This window comes from Paenibacillus sp. GYB006, assembly GCF_036577645.1.
Classification (GTDB): domain Bacteria; phylum Bacillota; class Bacilli; order Paenibacillales; family Paenibacillaceae; genus Paenibacillus.
The window spans coordinates 951,430-969,240 of sequence record NZ_JARBDA010000001.1 but is presented as its reverse complement, the minus strand read 5'-3'; the positions used below and the strand labels follow the sequence as shown (position 1 = coordinate 969,240).

At 42.9% G+C, this 17,811-nt stretch carries 14 protein-coding genes; all 14 read right to left on the bottom strand.

Annotation, left to right across the window (positions count from 1 at the left end; all coding sequences use genetic code 11):
• Positions 1-54: 54 nt before the first annotated feature.
• Positions 55-978, bottom strand: coding sequence for a tRNA pseudouridine(55) synthase TruB (gene truB, locus PV403_RS04685; RefSeq protein WP_213532593.1), 924 nt, complete (start codon positions 976-978; stop codon positions 55-57).
• The gene (locus PV403_RS04680) at positions 975-1,952 is read right to left on the bottom strand and encodes a DHH family phosphoesterase (protein WP_332083716.1); all 978 of its coding nucleotides are present in this window, start codon (positions 1,950-1,952) and stop codon (positions 975-977) included. The genes truB and PV403_RS04680 overlap by 4 nt, the downstream gene beginning before the upstream one ends.
• 20 nt (positions 1,953-1,972) lie before the next feature.
• Complete coding sequence (rbfA, locus tag PV403_RS04675; protein ID WP_213532591.1) at positions 1,973-2,326, bottom strand: 30S ribosome-binding factor RbfA; 354 nt, start codon at positions 2,324-2,326, stop codon at positions 1,973-1,975.
• A 26-nt stretch (positions 2,327-2,352) separates the two neighbouring features.
• Positions 2,353-5,022: a translation initiation factor IF-2 gene (gene infB / locus PV403_RS04670; RefSeq protein WP_213532590.1), complete on the bottom strand. Its 2,670-nt coding sequence runs from the start codon at positions 5,020-5,022 to the stop codon at positions 2,353-2,355.
• Positions 5,015-5,338: a L7Ae/L30e/S12e/Gadd45 family ribosomal protein gene (locus tag PV403_RS04665; RefSeq protein WP_191798454.1), complete on the bottom strand. Its 324-nt coding sequence runs from the start codon at positions 5,336-5,338 to the stop codon at positions 5,015-5,017. Before PV403_RS04665 ends, infB begins: the two co-directional genes overlap by 8 nt.
• Complete coding sequence (gene rnpM, locus PV403_RS04660; RefSeq protein ID WP_213532589.1) at positions 5,331-5,639, bottom strand: RNase P modulator RnpM; 309 nt, start codon at positions 5,637-5,639, stop codon at positions 5,331-5,333. The genes PV403_RS04665 and rnpM overlap by 8 nt, the downstream gene beginning before the upstream one ends.
• 25 nt (positions 5,640-5,664) lie before the next feature.
• Positions 5,665-6,762 (bottom strand): transcription termination factor NusA, encoded by a 1,098-nt coding sequence (gene nusA, locus PV403_RS04655; RefSeq protein WP_213532588.1) that lies wholly within the window; start codon positions 6,760-6,762, stop codon positions 5,665-5,667.
• A gap of 126 nt (positions 6,763-6,888) precedes the next feature.
• Positions 6,889-7,350, bottom strand: a complete 462-nt coding sequence (gene rimP / locus PV403_RS04650) for a ribosome maturation factor RimP (protein WP_332083715.1) — start codon at positions 7,348-7,350, stop codon at positions 6,889-6,891.
• Between the two features lie 232 nt (positions 7,351-7,582).
• Positions 7,583-11,899 (bottom strand): PolC-type DNA polymerase III, encoded by a 4,317-nt coding sequence (locus tag PV403_RS04645; protein WP_332083714.1) that lies wholly within the window; start codon positions 11,897-11,899, stop codon positions 7,583-7,585.
• Positions 11,900-12,037: 138 nt separating this feature from the next.
• On the bottom strand, positions 12,038-13,486 hold the full coding sequence (gene proS, locus PV403_RS04640) for a proline--tRNA ligase (protein WP_332083713.1): 1,449 nt from the start codon (positions 13,484-13,486) through the stop codon (positions 12,038-12,040).
• A gap of 72 nt (positions 13,487-13,558) precedes the next feature.
• A complete protein-coding gene (gene rseP, locus PV403_RS04635; protein ID WP_332083712.1) occupies positions 13,559-14,830 on the bottom strand; it encodes an RIP metalloprotease RseP in 1,272 nt (423 codons plus the stop codon).
• A gap of 134 nt (positions 14,831-14,964) precedes the next feature.
• Positions 14,965-16,104 (bottom strand): 1-deoxy-D-xylulose-5-phosphate reductoisomerase, encoded by a 1,140-nt coding sequence (locus PV403_RS04630; RefSeq protein ID WP_332083711.1) that lies wholly within the window; start codon positions 16,102-16,104, stop codon positions 14,965-14,967.
• Between the two features lie 42 nt (positions 16,105-16,146).
• Positions 16,147-16,941 (bottom strand): phosphatidate cytidylyltransferase, encoded by a 795-nt coding sequence (locus tag PV403_RS04625; protein WP_213532582.1) that lies wholly within the window; start codon positions 16,939-16,941, stop codon positions 16,147-16,149.
• A gap of 16 nt (positions 16,942-16,957) precedes the next feature.
• On the bottom strand, positions 16,958-17,722 hold the full coding sequence (locus tag PV403_RS04620) for an isoprenyl transferase (RefSeq protein WP_213532581.1): 765 nt from the start codon (positions 17,720-17,722) through the stop codon (positions 16,958-16,960).
• Positions 17,723-17,811: the final 89 nt, after the last annotated feature.

Below are 17,811 nucleotides of genomic sequence, written 5' to 3'. Positions count from 1 at the left end.
TTCACCTGCAATTCCCATGATAATCCTGTTGCCATATCTGTTATTGATTACACTTCAACTAGGTTCCGGTAAAAAAACCTTTTTAGGGGTAATTGTATCTGATTCCGCATCCCACTGATAAATCCCTAAAAATTGTTCTTCTTTAGAGTAAAGGCGGAACAATCCCTCCTCTTTCAAAGCAGGCTGGACATAAGATGCAGACACTTTTTTACCTTGTAGTACAGAGCGCTCTTGTTCCGACTCAATCGTGTGGGAAGGGAAATTCCAAATCGATTGATCTGTAGGGATTAGATATTTAGACAACGTGTCATTCTCAACACATTGCTGTATCTCTTCGATCGTCAAACAGCGCCCTGCCGGAATACCAGCAGACATCGTTCTTTCAAGTTTCACCATTGTAGAGGGATATCCTAGCGCCTCTCCAATATCTACACATAAAGTTCGAATATAAGTCCCTTTGGAACACAGTACACGAAAAGAAATTTCAGGTAATCCGTCCACATCTTCCATTCGTATAAGTTCAAGTTCATGTATGGTTACTTCTCTGCTTTTGCGTTCCACTGTCTTTCCTTCACGCGCAATTTCATAAAGCCTTTTCCCGTTAATTTTTACAGCAGAATACATAGGAGGAACCTGAGAGATAACCCCATTGAACTGCTGCAGCGCTGCCTCTACCTGTTCATACGTTACTTGAACATCATCTACTTGCGCTGTTACTTCACCCGTCATGTCTTCCGTATCTGTCGCAATCCCAAGCCGAAGCGTAGCATGATATTCTTTGGGAAGCTCTTGCAAGTACTCTACAACTCTTGTAGCTTTTCCTAAGCAAAGAGGCAGGACTCCTGTAACCTGAGGATCCAGTGTTCCTGTATGCCCAATTCTTTTCATTTTCAGAATACCTCTGAGTTTAGCAACTACATCATGGGAGGTAAAGCCTGCCGGTTTCAGTACAGGAAGTACTCCTTCGTAACCACTCATAGCTCTTTTTTCACCCGTTCTACAACTTGTTTTACTGTTTCCATCCATGGACCTTCCACTCTAGCACCCGCAGCGCGAATATGCCCGCCGCCTCCAAAATCTTTAGCAAGAGCCGCAACATCGATTCTTCCACTAGATCGGAAGCTAGCTTTTATAACATCATCAGAGATGACCTTGAAGAGAATACCTACTTCTACCCCTTGAATATTACGCGGGTAGTTAACGATGCCTTCTAAATCATCATTTGCTGCACCGCAGTCTTCCATATCCTGAGGCGTTACTATGACCCAAGCTATCTTTCTATCCTCCGTTAATTGAAGAGTAGCCAGCGCTTTAGTAAGTACTTGCAGCTGAGGAAATGTCATTTGTTCCAGTAAAAGTTCAGCTAATTCAGGGCCATTAACTCCGTGTTTTAACAGGGCGGAAGCCATTTCCATTATTTTAGGACTGGTGTTTGAATAACGAAACCCTCCGGTATCTGTAAGAATCCCCGTATAGGCTGCTGTAGCCACATCTTTGTCCCATGTTAAGCCCATTACTTCAATTAAATCGTATAAAATTTCTGCCGTAGCAGCCGCATCATCTTTAATAATATTCACTTTGCCATAACCATTATTTGTTGGATGATGATCTATGTTCAGAATCTGTTTCTCTTCCGCGAACCAATGTTTCACACGCCCCACCCGTTCGTAATCGGCACAGTCTACACAGATAACATGTTGATATGTTTTCGGTGGTTCACTCAGAGTTCCGTTTAAAATTTGAGAAGTTCCCCACATATAATGCATCCGTGGCGGAATGGGTCCTTCATTAATCATTGTGAATTTCTTCCCCAGACATGAGAGAAGCCAGCCCACCATTACGGTGGAGCTGACTGCGTCTCCGTCCGGCTGTACATGCGACACGATCAGGAAGTCATCATGCTCCAAAAGAAATTCCTTCCCTTGTTGAAGCGCCTGTTCATAGGTCTGCATTGCCGTCTCCTCTATTCATCTCATTTGGAATCCTTGGTATCAATCTCGGTAAGCAATTTCTCAATACGACTACCGTACTCAATAGATTCATCAATTTTAAATATCAATTCAGGCACATGACGAAGCTTAATTCTTTTTCCCAATTCGCTGCGCAAAAAGCCGTTTGCTTTATCGAGAGCTTTCAAAGAATTATTTTTCTGTTCATCGTCTCCGAATACACTGAGGTATATTTTAGCTTGGGACAGATCGTTAGTCAGATCGACACCCGTCACTGTAACAAAACCGATTCTAGGATCTTTAAGTTCGGTTTGGATCAGTATGCTAATCTCTTTCTTTATCTGTTCGCTTACACGTCCAGTTCTAATTTTAGCCACTCATGTCACCTCTCTTGCAGTTGACGCTATTTACGTTCCACTGTTTCCATAACGAACGCTTCGATTACGTCGCCTTCTCTAATGTCATTGAAGTTCTCAATAGTGATACCACACTCATAACCTTGAGCAACTTCTTTCACTTCATCCTTAAAGCGTTTCAAGGTATCAAGTTTACCTTCGAAGATAACAATGCCATCACGGATGATACGAGTTTGTGATGCACGAGTAATCTTACCGGAAGTTACCATACAACCTGCGATGGTTCCCACTTTGCTGATTTTGAACGTATTTCTAATCTCAGCATGCCCAATAATTTTCTCTTTAAATTCAGGATCAAGCATACCTTTCATCGCTTGTTCAATCTCTTCAATTACGTTGTAAATAACATTGTAGAGTCGAACATCGACTTTTTCAGCATCTGCTGTTGATTTCGCCTGAACTTCAGGACGAACGTTAAATCCAATGACGATCGCATTAGAAGCTGCTGCGAGAATGATATCCGATTCGGTAATCGCACCTGCACCGCTATGAATAATTTTCACGCGCACGCCTTCTACTTCAATCTTAGCGAGGGAGCCTTTAAGCGCCTCAACGGTACCTTGAACGTCACCTTTGATAATTACGTTCAGAGCCTTCATCTCGCCATCCTTAATGTGCTGGAACAGATCATCAAGGGTAACTCGAGTTTGTGTACCTAGATCTGATTCACGTTGTGTTATCGCACGTTTGTCTGCGATGGAACGAGCTTTACGCTCATCTTCAAACACCATGAACGGATCGCCTGCAAGAGGTACTTCTTGCAAACCAGTGATTTCAACTGGTGTAGAAGGACCGGCTTCTTTAATCTTGCGGCCTTTGTCATTAACCATTGCACGGACACGACCGAAACAGTTACCTGCAACAAAAGCGTCTCCGACTTTCAAAGTACCATTTTGAACCAGCAAACGCATTACAGGTCCACGGCCTTTATCGAGTTCAGCTTCAATTACTGTACCACGTGCACGTTTGGCAGGATTTGCTTTATATTCATTCACTTCTGCTACAAGCAGAATCATTTCAAGAAGTTCTTCGATACCCATTTTTTGTTTCGCAGAAACGTTAACGAAAATGGTATCTCCGCCCCATTCTTCTGGAACAAGTTCATAGTTCGTAAGTTCTTGTTTCACACGATCCGGATCAACGCCCGGTTTATCGATTTTGTTAACTGCTACGATAATTGGAAGATTCGCTGCTTTAGCATGGTTAATTGCTTCAACGGTTTGAGGCATAACACCATCATCAGCTGCAACGACAATAATCGTCATATCCGTTACTTCCGCACCACGAGCACGCATTGCTGTAAATGCTTCGTGACCTGGAGTATCAAGGAATGTGATTTTTTTGTTGTTGATTTCTACTTGGTACGCACCGATATGCTGTGTAATACCGCCAGCTTCACCGCTTGTTACGCTAGTAGAACGAATCGTATCAAGAAGCGTCGTTTTACCATGGTCAACGTGACCCATAATGGTTACAACGGGAGGACGAGCTTGAAGATCTGCTGGATCATCATTTTCTTCCATTGTCTCAAAACGATCATCTTCTACCGGAATCTTCACTTCAACTTCAACACCAAACTCGCCTGCGAGAAGCAAGATGGTATCCAGATCAAGTTCCTGGTTGATGGTTGCCATAACACCCATCGAGATGAGTTTTTTGATAACTTCAGAAGCATCCTTATGAAGCAGTTTTGCTGCGTCACCCACCGTCATATTACCGCGAACGATAATTTTCTTCGGTGTATTGTCGATTTTCTCACGAGGAGGTTGGTTTTGGTTGCGTCCACGGTTGTTCTTACCGCCGCGGTTGTTCCCACGATAGTTACCTCTGCCGTTACCGTCTTCAAAACGGCGGCCAGCGCCTGGACGGTTGCTGCTGTTGCCACGGTTTTGATTACTGTTTCCACCGCGGTTGTTGTTAGAACCTTGCGTGTTACCGCCAGTATTATTCGTGCGGCCTTGACCTGATGATTGTGCTGGGCGACCTGCAGTGCTACCTTGTTGCGGTCTATTCGTGCTTTGGCCAGAAGGTCTGTTCGTATTATTACCTTGGCTAGAAGGTCTATTACTGCTTGAACTGTTACCTTGTCCAGTTGGTCTGCTACCGTTGCTGCCTTGGCCAGCTGGTCTATTGCTTCCTGCATTGCTTGGACGATTACTTTGTCCGCTGCTTGATTGACCTACGCTGCCATTAGTTCTGCGAGAATCTTGCCCGCCTTGTCTTTGTGTTCCGTTGTTAGTGTTTTGATTTGGTCTATTATTCATACCTACCTGCTTTTCCTGTTGTTTTTTTGGTTGAGAGTCACTTGAAGCATTCTGTACATTGCCTGACTCTTGATTTGTTTTGATTTCGTTCTTCAAATTCGAATTGGCACCTCCTTGAAGAGACGGGTTCGAGCGATTAAGCTTATCATCTTTAACCGCTGACGTTGAAACCGCCTGAGCCGAATTCTGTTCGCGTTTGGAAGCAGCATCTGATTTTATGCTATTGAAAAATTGCTCCACTTTTGCGACAGATCCGTTCTCCATTACGCTCATATGATTATTCACGGGAATTTCTAATTTTTTAAGAATGGTAATGATTTCCTTGCTACTCATGTTGATTGATTTTGCATATTCATAAACTCGCAGTTTGTCTTTGCTTTCCTGTTTACTCAATATACTCCACCTCCGACATTGTCAAGGCTTGTTTCGAGATCATACTTACAAATCCGGGATCCGTCACCGCCAGCACAATGCGTTCAGGTTTACCCATGGCACTGCCTAGGGAGTCTCGATCAAAACCAATCACGAGAGGAACGTTGTACGATTTGCACTTATCGCGAAATTTTTTACGTGTATTTTCCGAAGCATTACCCGCAACGATAACCAATTTCGCTTCAGATGACCGAATGGCTTTGAGTACGATCTCATCACCAGAAACAAGCTTGCCTGCTCGCATTGCAAGCCCGATATAAGATAGTGCCTTATTCATTGTCCACTCTTTTCTGTGCTTCTAGAAATTCATCCTCAGCACTAAGAAAATCTTGTGCTAGTTGCTCATATATCCCAGGGACTACCTGAGCTTTAAGTGCCCGATCCAAGGAACGGTTCTTCTGAGCTAACCGAAAACAAGCTTCTTTGCCGCATAGATAAGCTCCGCGGCCTGATTTTTTACCTGACAAGTCGATCTGCACTTCTTCTTCGGGAGTTCTTACAACCCGGATTAGCTGTTTCTTTGGCATCATTTCCTGACACGCTACACACTTTCGCAGCGGCACTTTACGTTGTTTCATCTTGTAGGCCCCCGATCATTCGCCGTTAGTCAACGGTGATGGAATCCTGATGCATTTCTTCAGAAGAATCTTTCTCTCTTCCGTATTCCTGTTCGGCCTGGCTTTCACTCTTGATATCAATTTTCCAACCTGTCAGCTTCGCAGCAAGACGCGCATTTTGCCCTTTGATACCGATCGCAAGAGAAAGTTGATAGTCAGGTACGATAACCCGAGCCATTTTCTCATTCTCGAAAACCTGTACCTCGAGTACCTTGGAAGGACTTAGTGCATTGGCAACGTATTCCTCTACAACATCGGAATATTTCACGATATCAATTTTCTCACCGCGCAGTTCACCCACAATGGTCTGCACGCGTATTCCTCTTGGTCCAACACAGGAACCAACGGGATCTACTTCTTCGTTGCGAGAATGCACCGCAATTTTGGAACGGAATCCCGCTTCACGAGCTACCGAGCGAATTTCAACAACACCATCGAAAATCTCGGGAACTTCTAGTTCAAATAAGCGTTTTAGCAATCCTGGATGCGTACGGGAAAGAATAATTTGAGGACCCTTTGTTGTGTTCTCCACTTTCGTGATATACGCTTTAATACGCTCACCATGCACAAACTTTTCATTTGGCATCAGCTCTGTAAGAGGCAGAACAGCTTCCACTTTGCCAAGGTCGATATAAATGTTGCGAAGATCTTGACGTTGAACCACTCCAGTTACAATGTCTTCTTCTTTGTCTACAAACTTGTTATAAATCAGGCCGCGTTCTGCTTCGCGAATACGCTGGGTAACCACTTGTTTTGCTGTTTGAGCAGCAATACGACCGAAGTCTCTTGGCGTTACTTCAATCTCTGCAATATCTTCGAGCTGGAAGTGCGGATTAATCTCACGTGCAGCAGTCAAAGAAATTTCAGTTCGCGGATCGAGGACCTCTTCCACCACCATTTTCCGGGCATATACTCTTATAACACCGGAATTACGGTTCATATCAACACGAACATTTTGTGCAGCATTAAAATTGCGTTTGTAGCTAGAAATAAGAGCAGCTTCAATCGCTTCAAACAAAACGTCCTTGCTGATCCCCTTATCTCTTTCTAATTCATTCATTGCTTCAATAAAATCCATACTCATGAATGTAAATCCCCCTTTCAAACATCTCATCCATAGCGTAAAACGACGAAATTCTCTTCACTTAGGAAGAGAACCTTGCCGTTACACGCGGAATGAATTTAATTCATAATAGAGTGTAGTTAAACACTATAAAACAATAGCCAATCGTGCACTCGCCACTTTTGAATAAGGAACGGTATGCTGCTTCTTTTTACCAGAAGCTATTACCATTTCCTCATTTTCAAAAGATAACAACTCACCTTCAAATTCCTTCAGTCCGTCAATCGGCTCATATGTAGTCACATATACGTTTTTCCCTACCGCTTTGACGACGTCAGCAGATTTCTTCAGGGGGCGTTCCGCACCGGGAGATGAAACTTCCAGAAAATAAGCGTCAGGAATTGGATCATTCTTATCGAGCTCAGTGCTTACAAATTCACTGATCTGTCCACAATCATCCAAATCGATGCCGCCTTCTTTATCCACGTAAATACGCAGGAAATAGTTATTGCCTTCCTTTACGTATTCTACATCCACGAGCTCAAAAGCGTGCTCTTCCAGATAAGGCTTAATCATTTCTTCCACGGTAGTTTTGATCTTTGTGCTCAAATACAATAACCTCCAAATTAGGTTAGTGCCGAAGGTAATCGGCGAATTTTCTATATACCAAAGAGTAAAGAGTGGGTTTCCCCACTCTTTAAACAACGGTTTTATCAACATGATTACCATTAAAATTATAACATAGACAGTCACTAGTGACAAGTATAGTCACTTGACTAGACTTTTACTCAGGTAATCTGAAAAGTGAGGGATGGAAATTAAATCTACCCTCTTCAAATAGCTAAAAGAGAGATAGTTGGTTACTTTCGGGCAGTCCGCGGAAGCAACCCATTTGCGTGAGTAACTCCACTGCCGTTTTACTTGCTTTCGATTTCTGCTGGAAATCCTCAATGGATAAAAATTCCCCATGATCTCTGGCTGCAGCAATATTACGTGCCGCATTGTCCCCAATTCCTTGCAAAGCAGAGAATGGAGGAATCAAAGAATCTTGGTCTACGATAAAGCGCGTTGCATCAGAACGATACAAATCAATGGATTTGAAGCTAAAACCGCGCGCAGTCATTTCCAGTGCCATCTCTAGAACAGAGAGCATTGATTTTTCCTTCGTAGAAGCCTGAAAACCAAGCTGTTCAATCTCAATAATCTTGCGGCAGATTGCATCATATCCCTGACAAGCCAGTTCAATATCGAAATCCTCAGCACGGACAGAGAAGTACGTCGCATAATATTCAATTGGATAATACAATTTGAAATACGCGGTTCTTACCGCAGAGATTACATAAGCCGACGCGTGGGCTTTCGGGAACATGTACTGAATTTTGAGACAAGAATCGATATACCACTGCGGCACTTTACATTTCTTCATTTCGTCAATCCATTCCTGACTAAGACCCCGACCTTTACGTACACTCTCTGTAATCTTAAACGCAAGAGCAGCATCCATTCCGTGTTTATAAATCAGGAACAACATGATATCATCACGACAACCTATAACGGTCTTAATGTCACATGTTCCATTCTTGATCAGTTCCTGTGCGTTTCCTAGCCATACGCCTGTACCATGAGACAATCCCGATATCTGCAGTAAATCGGCAAAACTCGAAGGCTGTGATTCAATTAGCATCTGACGTACAAATTTAGTCCCCATCTCAGGAACACCATAAGTAGCTACAGGAGTCCGTAACTTCTCAGGTGAAACGCCGAGTGCTTCGGTGGAATTAAACATACTCATTACCTTAGGGTCGTTCATCGGAATGGTGGTCGGATCTACTCCGGTCAAATCCTGAAGCATTCTCATCATCGTAGGATCATCATGTCCTAGAATATCCAGCTTAAGCAGATTATCTTCAAAAGCATGATAGTCAAAATGCGTTGTTTTCCACTCAGCACTTGTATCATCAGCAGGGTACTGCACAGGTGTAACGTCTTCTACTTCAATATAGTCAGGTACAACAACAATCCCCCCGGGATGCTGTCCTGTACTTCTCTTAACCCCTGTACAACCCGATGCCAAGCGATTAAGCTCTGCACCACGCCACGATTTTTGATGCGATTCTTCATATTTTTTAGCAAATCCAAAAGCTGTCTTCTCTGCTACCGTACCAATGGTTCCTGCTCTAAATACACTTTTTTCACCAAATAAATCTTTGGTATATAGATGGGCTTTAGGTTGGTATTCCCCAGAGAAGTTAAGGTCAATATCCGGTACTTTATCCCCTTTAAATCCAAGGAAGGTTTCAAAAGGAATATCTTGGCCTTCCCCTTTTAGCAAGGTTCCGCACTTCGGACATTCTTTAACAGGAAGGTCAAAACCGCTTCGAATGCTTCCATCAAGGAACCACTCGCTATACTTACATTCGTTATTTTCACAGATATAGTGCGGTGGCAGCGGGTTTACTTCCGATATGCCCAAAAATGTTGCTACAACGGACGATCCTACGGAACCCCGTGAGCCAACCAAATAACCATCTTCATTTGATTTTTTTACAAGTTTTTCTGAAATCAGATAGTTGGCCGAAAATCCATATTTAATGATAGGTTCAAGTTCTTTTTCCAGTCGTTTCACTACCACATCGGGCACTTCTTCACCGTAAATACTCTTTGCCGTATCATAACATTTACTGCGGATTTCTTCTTCAGCGCCTTCTAGGATCGGAGTGAACAATTCTTTAGGGAATAACTGAATTTCTTCAAAACGATCAGCAAGATCGCTTGTGTTCGTTACAACCACTTCAAATGCTTTTTCCTTACCAAGAAATTCGAACTCTTCGAGCATTTCATTGGTAGTCCGGAAATGAGCATCTGGTTTCCGAATATCTTTGAGCGGACTATAACCTGTAATCCCGTGAATCGTAATATCTCGATAAATTTTGTCACGCGGCTCCAAGTAATGTACATTCCCTGTTGCTACAACCGGTTTACCCAGTTTCTCTCCGATCTCAACAACTTTCCGAATCGCTGTTTTAATCTCTTCCGGCGTAGCTACAAGCCCTTTATCCACTAGATGCATATACATTGTAATCGGCTGGATTTCTAATACATCATAAAAATGCGCAATTTCCTCGGCTTCTTCCACTGATTTGTTAAGAACCGCCTCGAAAAACTCACCTTTCTCACAACCCGACATAATGAGCAGTCCTTCTCTATGCTGCACCAGCTTAGACTTTGGAATCGTAGCTACTCGTTTGAAATGTTCAGTATGCGAAAGAGAAACCAGCTTGTACAAGTTTTTCTTTCCTACCGCATTGAGCGCATATATACCGCTGTGAAACGGTCTTGAATTGGATAGATCCATTCCTACATAATCATTCAACCGATCCAGCTGCGTAATTCCTTTAATCTGCAGGGCATCATTTAAGAGGCCTGTCAAAATGCCAGCAAGTGCAATCGTATCATCGATCGCACGGTGATGATTCTCAAGCGATATTTTATACTTATCTGCTAGTGTATTCAGCCTGTGATTCTTCATCGATGGATGAAGCATCCGAGCGAGTTCAAGTGTATCAAGTACCGGATTATCAAGCGGAGTCATTCCGAGAGTCTTCAAGTTAGCTTGAATAAAGCCCATGTCAAATCTTGCGTTATGAGCGACTAGAATCCCATCGCCAACAAAATCCACAAAATCTTTTAAGACAGGTTCTAACTCGGGTGCATCTTTTACCATGTCATCATTAATATTTGTCAATTGCTGAATATTATAAGGAATACGCTCATGAGGATTTACAAAAGTTGCAAATCGATCCACTTCCTTATCTTCAACCATTTTAACCGCTGCAATTTCAATGATTTTGTTCTGTGTTACGGATAGACCCGTAGTCTCTATGTCAAAGACGATGTACGTCGATGTTTTCAAATCAAGCGGCTTCGGTTCCAGCACAACAGCTACAGCATCATTTACAATATTTGCTTCTAAGCCATACATCATTTTGACACCATGTTTTTTGGCTGCCTTTGCAGCTTCCGGATAGACCTGCACACCCGCATGATCTGTGACAGCAATTGCCTTATGTCCCCAACTTGCAGCTGTTTTTACGTAGCTGTCGATAGAAGTTACTGCATCCATCGTACTCATCTTCGTGTGAAGATGAAACTCTACCCGTTTTTGTTCAGCATTGTCCTTACGAGAAGGCGGGGCCTGTACTTCTACGAGATCAGATGGGATCATTGCGAGTTCTGGAATTTGCATGAAGCGATCGTACTCTACACGCCCTCTAACTTTGACCCATTTTCCGTTAGCGAGCAGGTTCAGAATTCGCACATCTTCCTTCGACTTAGCAAATACTTTCATCTGCATGGAATCCGTAAAGTCGGTAAGGTAAAAAGTATAAAGCGTATTTCCGTTACGCAACTCTTTTTTATCGAGACCAAATACCGTTCCCTGTAAAGTAACTTTCTTCTCTTCATCCTGGATGTCCTTGATAGGTACCGGTTGTTCTTTGATTTCATAACCCATCTGAAGCCTTACGTCCCCTTCTTCTTCCTCAACAGGGGCCATTTCCGCTTCGATCATGGTCATCATATTCTGAATAACTTCCCGCTCTTCTTCTCGCTTCTTCTGTTCGAACTGCACCATTGCTTCGCGGTTACTCTCACCCACAAGCATTTTCACCTTGAGCGGCAGTTTGAAGAAACGTTCATAATAATTCACGATCGCTTGATCAATCTGTTTCTTTCGAGCAAGTTCCAGCGCCATTCCATCGCTGAGTGTTAACGTGAGCAAGCCGGATTCAACAATTTGGGAAGCGCGATTCATCCAACCGTTTACCGATGGAATCTGCTGATGAACCCACTCGAGAAATAAATTCCAATATTCCGTTACAATATCAGCCTCTGTAACCCCGGATTGATAGTGAAAAGTAAAACTAATTTTGGCAATATGACTCATCTTTTCACGGATATGCAAACAAAAAGCTCGAAAAACTGGCGCAGGAACCAGAGTTTCTTTGGCTATTGTAATATGCCAGTCACGGTTACTACGGCTGATTTCCACATGATCAATATATCCATCAACAAAATGAGGTTCTGCTATACCTGCAGGCAGATCCGCCTGTTTCATTAACAATTCGAACCTTCTTCTTTGTTCCGTTGTATCATTCAAACGATTCTTCCCCCCCGTTCCAAACAAAAAAACATGAAAAGCTTCTGCGCACAAAAATGGGAACCGATCCGTAAAGGGGCACCGTCTCATTTCGGACAGAAGCTTATCATTTGTGTTACTCTGTAAAACTAATCAATATTAATACGCTCTAGCAAATACTACAGTATGTTCCGCTTTCTGTCCACAAACGAGGCAAGTATGTTTTTCCTCGGATGGTTCAAAAGGAATATTCCGGCTTGTTGCTCCCGTTACCTCTTTCACCTTATCTTCGCAAACTTCTGAACCACACCAGCCCGCTAGTGAGAAACCGCGTTTTTCTTCCATTAATGCCTTCATTTCTTCCAGCGTATCTACGGAATAAAAATGTTCCTGCAAGAAAGCTTTCGCACGATCAAACATATCTTTTTGGACCTGTTCAAGCATGGCTTGAATTTCTTCCGTTAGATTATCCTGTTGCACGACTTTCTTTTCTCCCGTAATACGGGAAACGAGAACACATACTCCATTTTCCATATCTCGTGGACCAATTTCAAGACGAACTGGTACACCACGCATTTCGTATTCATTGAATTTCCAACCCGGACGAACATCACTGCGATCATCCATTTTCACTCGGATTCCCGCTTTTTTCAGTTCTGCGAACAATTCATCCGCACGTCCAACCACTTGATCACGTGTTTTTGGTGGTCCAATTGGAATAATAACAACTTGAGTTGGAGCTACTTTCGGTGGCAAAGCAAGACCGCGATCATCACCATGAACCATAATCATGGCACCGATGAGGCGAGTGCTTGTTCCCCAAGAAGTCGTATGAGCGTATTCCAGCACGTTTTCACGGTTCAAATACTGGATTTCAAATGCTTTAGCGAAGTTAGTTCCCATGTAGTGAGAAGTACCTGCTTGCACAGCCCGGCCGTCTTTCATCATTGCTTCAATGGAGAATGTATCAACTGCACCTGCGAATTTCTCGGATTTTGTCTTTTGTCCAGTGATAACTGGAATCGCAAGAATATCCTCTACTACTTCACGGTACACTTCAAGCATCTGCATCGTTTCTTGACGAGCTTCTTCTTCATTCTCGTGAGCAGTATGACCTTCTTGCCATAAAAATTCACTTGTACGCAAGAAAGGCATTGTCCGTTTTTCCCAGCGAACAACGTTAGCCCATTGGTTAATCATCACCGGAAGATCACGATAGGATTGAATCCACTTGGAGTACATATGACCAAAAATCGTTTCGGAAGTTGGACGAATCGCTAAGCGTTCTTCCAGCTTCTCTCCGCCCGCTTCTGTAACCCATGGCAGTTCTGGATTAAAGCCTTCTACGTGTTCTTTTTCTTTTTGGAAAAAGCTTTCTGGAATAAACATAGGAAAATATGCATTACGATGCCCAGTTTCTTTGAAACGGCGATCCATATTTTCTTTGATGTGTTCCCAAATTTCATAACCATCTGGTTTAAACACGATACAGCCCCGAACTGGGGAGTAATCCATTAAATCCGCTTTTTTAATCGTATCAATATACCAGCGAGAAAAATCCTCGGACTGGGGTGTAATTTCAGTAACAAACTGTTTATCGTTTGACATAAGACTTGATTCCGTCCTCCCGTAGTTCCTACAGGGAGCTTCACTAAAAGTGATCACTCCGAGGGAACACCATTATCCTTTAATTAATCGTAAAATATCATTATAAGTTACTGCGATCATAAGAATGAACAACATCGCAAACCCGATGAAATGCACCATACCTTCACGAGCGGGGTCAATGGGCTTGCCACGCAATCCTTCAATCCCGAGGAAAATAAGGCGACTGCCATCTAATGCTGGAATCGGTAGTAAGTTAAAAATACCGAGGTAAAGGCTAAGTATAGCGGTCCACTGGGTTAGCTGCAGTATTCCTTGCTTCGCAATTTGACCCGTTACTTCAAACGTACGTACAGGTCCACCGAGATCATCTATACTAAACTTAGCGATCAGTTGTCTGAAACCTTCAAAAATATTTTGTGTGGTGGTCACCATGTTTTTTCCAGCAACAGCAAAGGATTCAACAAATCCAACTTCTTCACGAGGGAATTCAGCAGTAATCCCGACTTTCCCTCCCACTTGACCTTCCATCGCACGCGGAGTAATCGTTAGATCAAACACTTCGTCTCCTCGCCGCACAGTCCATTCCATTGGTTTATCCTGCGAATCAGCAATGAGGTTAATCATCTTCGTGTAATCTCCACCAATGGTCTCACCATTGATTGTCTCCACAATATCCCCTTTTTGAAGATCCGCTTCAGCTGCAGGCATGCCTTCCGATATCGTACCAATCTTGACATAGGTTGGATTCTCTACAGGAGTCCCTGCAGCCATCGCATAAATCGCAAACAAGATAAAAGCCAGTAAAAAGTTCATAAACGGTCCGGCAAAAATGGCAAGCGCTCTTTGACCGACCGTTTTACTGTTAAACTGACGATCTTTGGGTGCAATCTGTGTTTCTTGGTTTCTTGCAACAAGCATTGCTGCTGGATGAACAGGGAACTTTTGTTGTTCACCATCAACATCAAGTTCAACCATCAATCGTCTTTCCAGGTCTATGGAAATAACTTCTCCTCGAATCACATTTTTTCTGTTATCAAGTTGATCCAAGTAGATCGTTTTGACCTGTCCATCGGCTGTTTTAACCGCAATCGTCTGACCGGGCTGAATTTCTATTAATTCAGGATCTTCTCCAGCCATCCTCGCATAACCGCCAAATGGTAGCAATCGCAGTGTAAACGTGGTCTCTTGGTACTTATAAGAAAACAGCTTCGGACCAAAGCCGATGGCAAATTCTCTTACAAGAATGCCAGCTCGTTTGGCAAAATAATAATGGCCCCATTCATGTACCGTCACAATGACGAAAAACATGAGCACCGTTAAAATTACAATTTGCAAGGTTTCCAATTACTTCTTTCCTCCTTTTGCTTAAGAAGAGCTGATCTTGTCCTACTACATTATCATTATTCAAAGGTACGATACAAGAGAAGCAAATTCGTAAAAACCACTCTCTCTTGCTGCAGGCAGGAAGAAACCTTGTCTTATAAAGAGGTTGCAATATTTCTTACTTGCTGATCAACCTGTTCAATCTGCTCTAGATCAGGACTCGGAATGCTTTGATGATTATCTAGTACTCTTGCAATGATCTCCTCGATCTTCAGAAAAGAAATATCCCCTTTAAGAAAACGAGCAACGGCCACTTCATTCGCAGCATTAAATGCCGTTGTTGCGGTTCCCCCTATTTTACCACATTCATAAGCAAGCTTTAAGCAAGGAAAACGCTCCATGTCCATTTCTCTAAAATGCAGCGCTCCGATCTCAGAAAGTGATAAAGATGAAGCTGGGGAAGGTAATCGCTTAGGATAAGTTAATGCATACTGAATGGGAACACGCATGTCCGGGTTACCCATTTGTGCAATCATACTTGTATCTTGAAACTCTACGAACGAATGAATAATGCTTTCTGGATGAAGAAGAACGTTGATCTTTTCATAAGGAAGATCAAACAACCATCTTGCTTCTATTACCTCTAGTCCTTTATTCACCATCGTTGCCGAGTCTATTGTAATCTTGGAGCCCATCGACCAATTCGGATGTTTGAGTGCATCTGCCACCGTTACGTGCTGAAGCTGCTGTCTGGTTAAATCTCGAAACGACCCACCTGAGGCAGTGAGTGTAATCTGTTTAACCTCACGTAGTTGTTCCCCATTCAGACACTGAAAAATAGCCGAATGTTCGCTGTCTACCGGGATAATCTGTACTTGTTTTTCCTGAGCTAGTGCAGTAACCAGATGACCGGCTGTTACAAGAGTCTCCTTGTTGGCCAGGCCAATCTGTTTTCCTTCTCTAATCGCAGCGAGTGTAGACGATAGTCCCACACTACCCATCACTGCTGTAATGACGGTATCCGCATCTGTTCCAGCAGCAACCTCGATCAGACCTTCGTTGCCATAATAAACCTCTGTGCCTTCAGGCACGTGCATACGTACATGATCTACATCTTCTTTACGACTGACGGACACTTTACGAGGACGATATGCCCTGGCTTGCTCGATGAGCAGCTCCACATTGGTACCCGCTGACAAGCCCTCTACCTGGAACTCTTCCGGATGCATTCGAACGACATCTAGGGTTTGAGTTCCAATGGAACCTGTTGAACCTAAAATTGAAATTTTCTTCACAAATGACACCTCTTGTATTGACATAAAATCGTTTGTCTTTCCTTAGTAAGGGAGGAGCATGAGGATATGTACGAACGGAAACACAAAGATCCAACTATCACATCGATCCAGAATACCACCATGCCCTGGAAGCAGATTCCCCGAATCTTTAATTCCATATACACGTTTATAGGCAGACTGCGCTAAATCTCCTAATTGACCAATAACGGAAGCAGACAAACCGATGAGTACAGCTCTTCCGAAACCTAGGAGGCCCTGAGAGAACCCAGCAAATAAGAGCGCAATTATAATGGCTATAATAATTCCGCCAATAGCACCTTCTATGGTCTTGTTAGGACTAATCATCGGCCAAAGTTTATTTTTACCGAACGACTTGCCTACAAAATAAGCTCCTGCATCACTACCCCAAATACTTGCCAAAAGAAGAAAAGTCCAAAACAATCCTGCCGGTAATTGACGTGTTACTGCAATATAATAAAAACCGATTCCAACATATACGACACCAATAAAAATCAAAGCCGCAGTCTGAACGGTAATCTTGTTTTTTGTCGTTACGGTTGCGATAAGCAGCAGTATCATCAAAATCCACAATATCTGATTTAATGTCAACGTTAACCCCAGCTCTGCAAGCAAATCAGGAAAAATGAGGAAAAGAATGCCGGCATATCCAATGATTGCTGTACCCGAAAAAGCAGAAACACCAATCATCCGTATGAACTCGTATAATCCAATAAGTGCCATTAGAAAAATGAAGAAGTTATACCAGAGTCCACCCAGCATTGCAAACCCCAAAAATAAAGCACCGGCAACAATTCCAGTTATTACTCGCTGTTTCAACTTGGTCCATCCTCCATTACTTCAGACCGCCATACCTTCTTGTTCTGCGTTGGTATTCGGCTACTGCTTCATATAAGTGTTCTCTATTAAAATCCGGCCAGTAAATATCTGTAAACCACATTTCGCTATAAGCAAGCTGCCACAGCATAAAATTACTTATTCTAAGTTCTCCGCTTGTTCGAATTAATAAATCGGGATCAGGCAGGTCTTTAGACAACAAGTGTTTCTCAATCAGGTCAGGCGTAATATCATCAGTTGTCAGGTCACCCGATTCAATTTGCTGAGCAATTGCTTTCATCGCATCTGTGATTTCACTTCTACTGCCATAATTCAAAGCAAAAGTAAGAACCAGTCCGGTATTATCTTTTGTTTTTCGAATTGCTTCTCGAAGTGCTTTTACCGTATGATCAGGTAAATTCTCTTCATACCCCATCATTCGTACACATACGTTTTTTTCGATTAATTCATCTAGCTCCTGTGCAAGAAAATCAACAGGCAGACGCATCAAAAAATCCACTTCATCTTTCGGTCTCGTCCAGTTTTCTGTCGAGAAGGCATACATTGTCAGATACTTGATTCCCAAGTCATCTGCAGCAATCGTTGCCCGTTTAAGAGCTTTCATACCGCTTTGATGTCCAACGATGCGAGGCATACCTTGTTGTTTGGCCCATCTACCATTGCCATCCATAATAATAGCCACGTGTTGCGGAATATTAGCTTTTGACAGTTCAGGCGTCTCTTTGCCGTTCTTATTCCACCACGACCGAGCGCGTTTCATCATTCGACTTCCTCCATAATTCCATGAAGTTTCTTTTCCTTGCTGTGAAAAGAGCAAACCCCACCGAAGGCGGAGGGGCCGTAAGCATATTA

Bases quoted from the DNA above. Each gene is read 5' to 3' on its own strand.
- proS (WP_332083713.1), bottom strand. From the start codon at position 13,486: ATGTCAAACGATAAACAGTTTGTTACTGAAATTACACCCCAGTCCGAG.
- PV403_RS04620 (WP_213532581.1), bottom strand. From the start codon at position 17,722: ATGATGAAACGCGCTCGGTCGTGGTGGAATAAGAACGGCAAAGAGACG.
- nusA (WP_213532588.1), bottom strand. From the start codon at position 6,762: ATGAGTATGGATTTTATTGAAGCAATGAATGAATTAGAAAGAGATAAG.
- rnpM (WP_213532589.1), bottom strand. From the start codon at position 5,639: ATGAAACAACGTAAAGTGCCGCTGCGAAAGTGTGTAGCGTGTCAGGAA.
- truB (WP_213532593.1), bottom strand. From the start codon at position 978: ATGAGTGGTTACGAAGGAGTACTTCCTGTACTGAAACCGGCAGGCTTT.
- PV403_RS04680 (WP_332083716.1), bottom strand. From the start codon at position 1,952: ATGCAGACCTATGAACAGGCGCTTCAACAAGGGAAGGAATTTCTTTTG.
- PV403_RS04665 (WP_191798454.1), bottom strand. From the start codon at position 5,338: ATGAATAAGGCACTATCTTATATCGGGCTTGCAATGCGAGCAGGCAAG.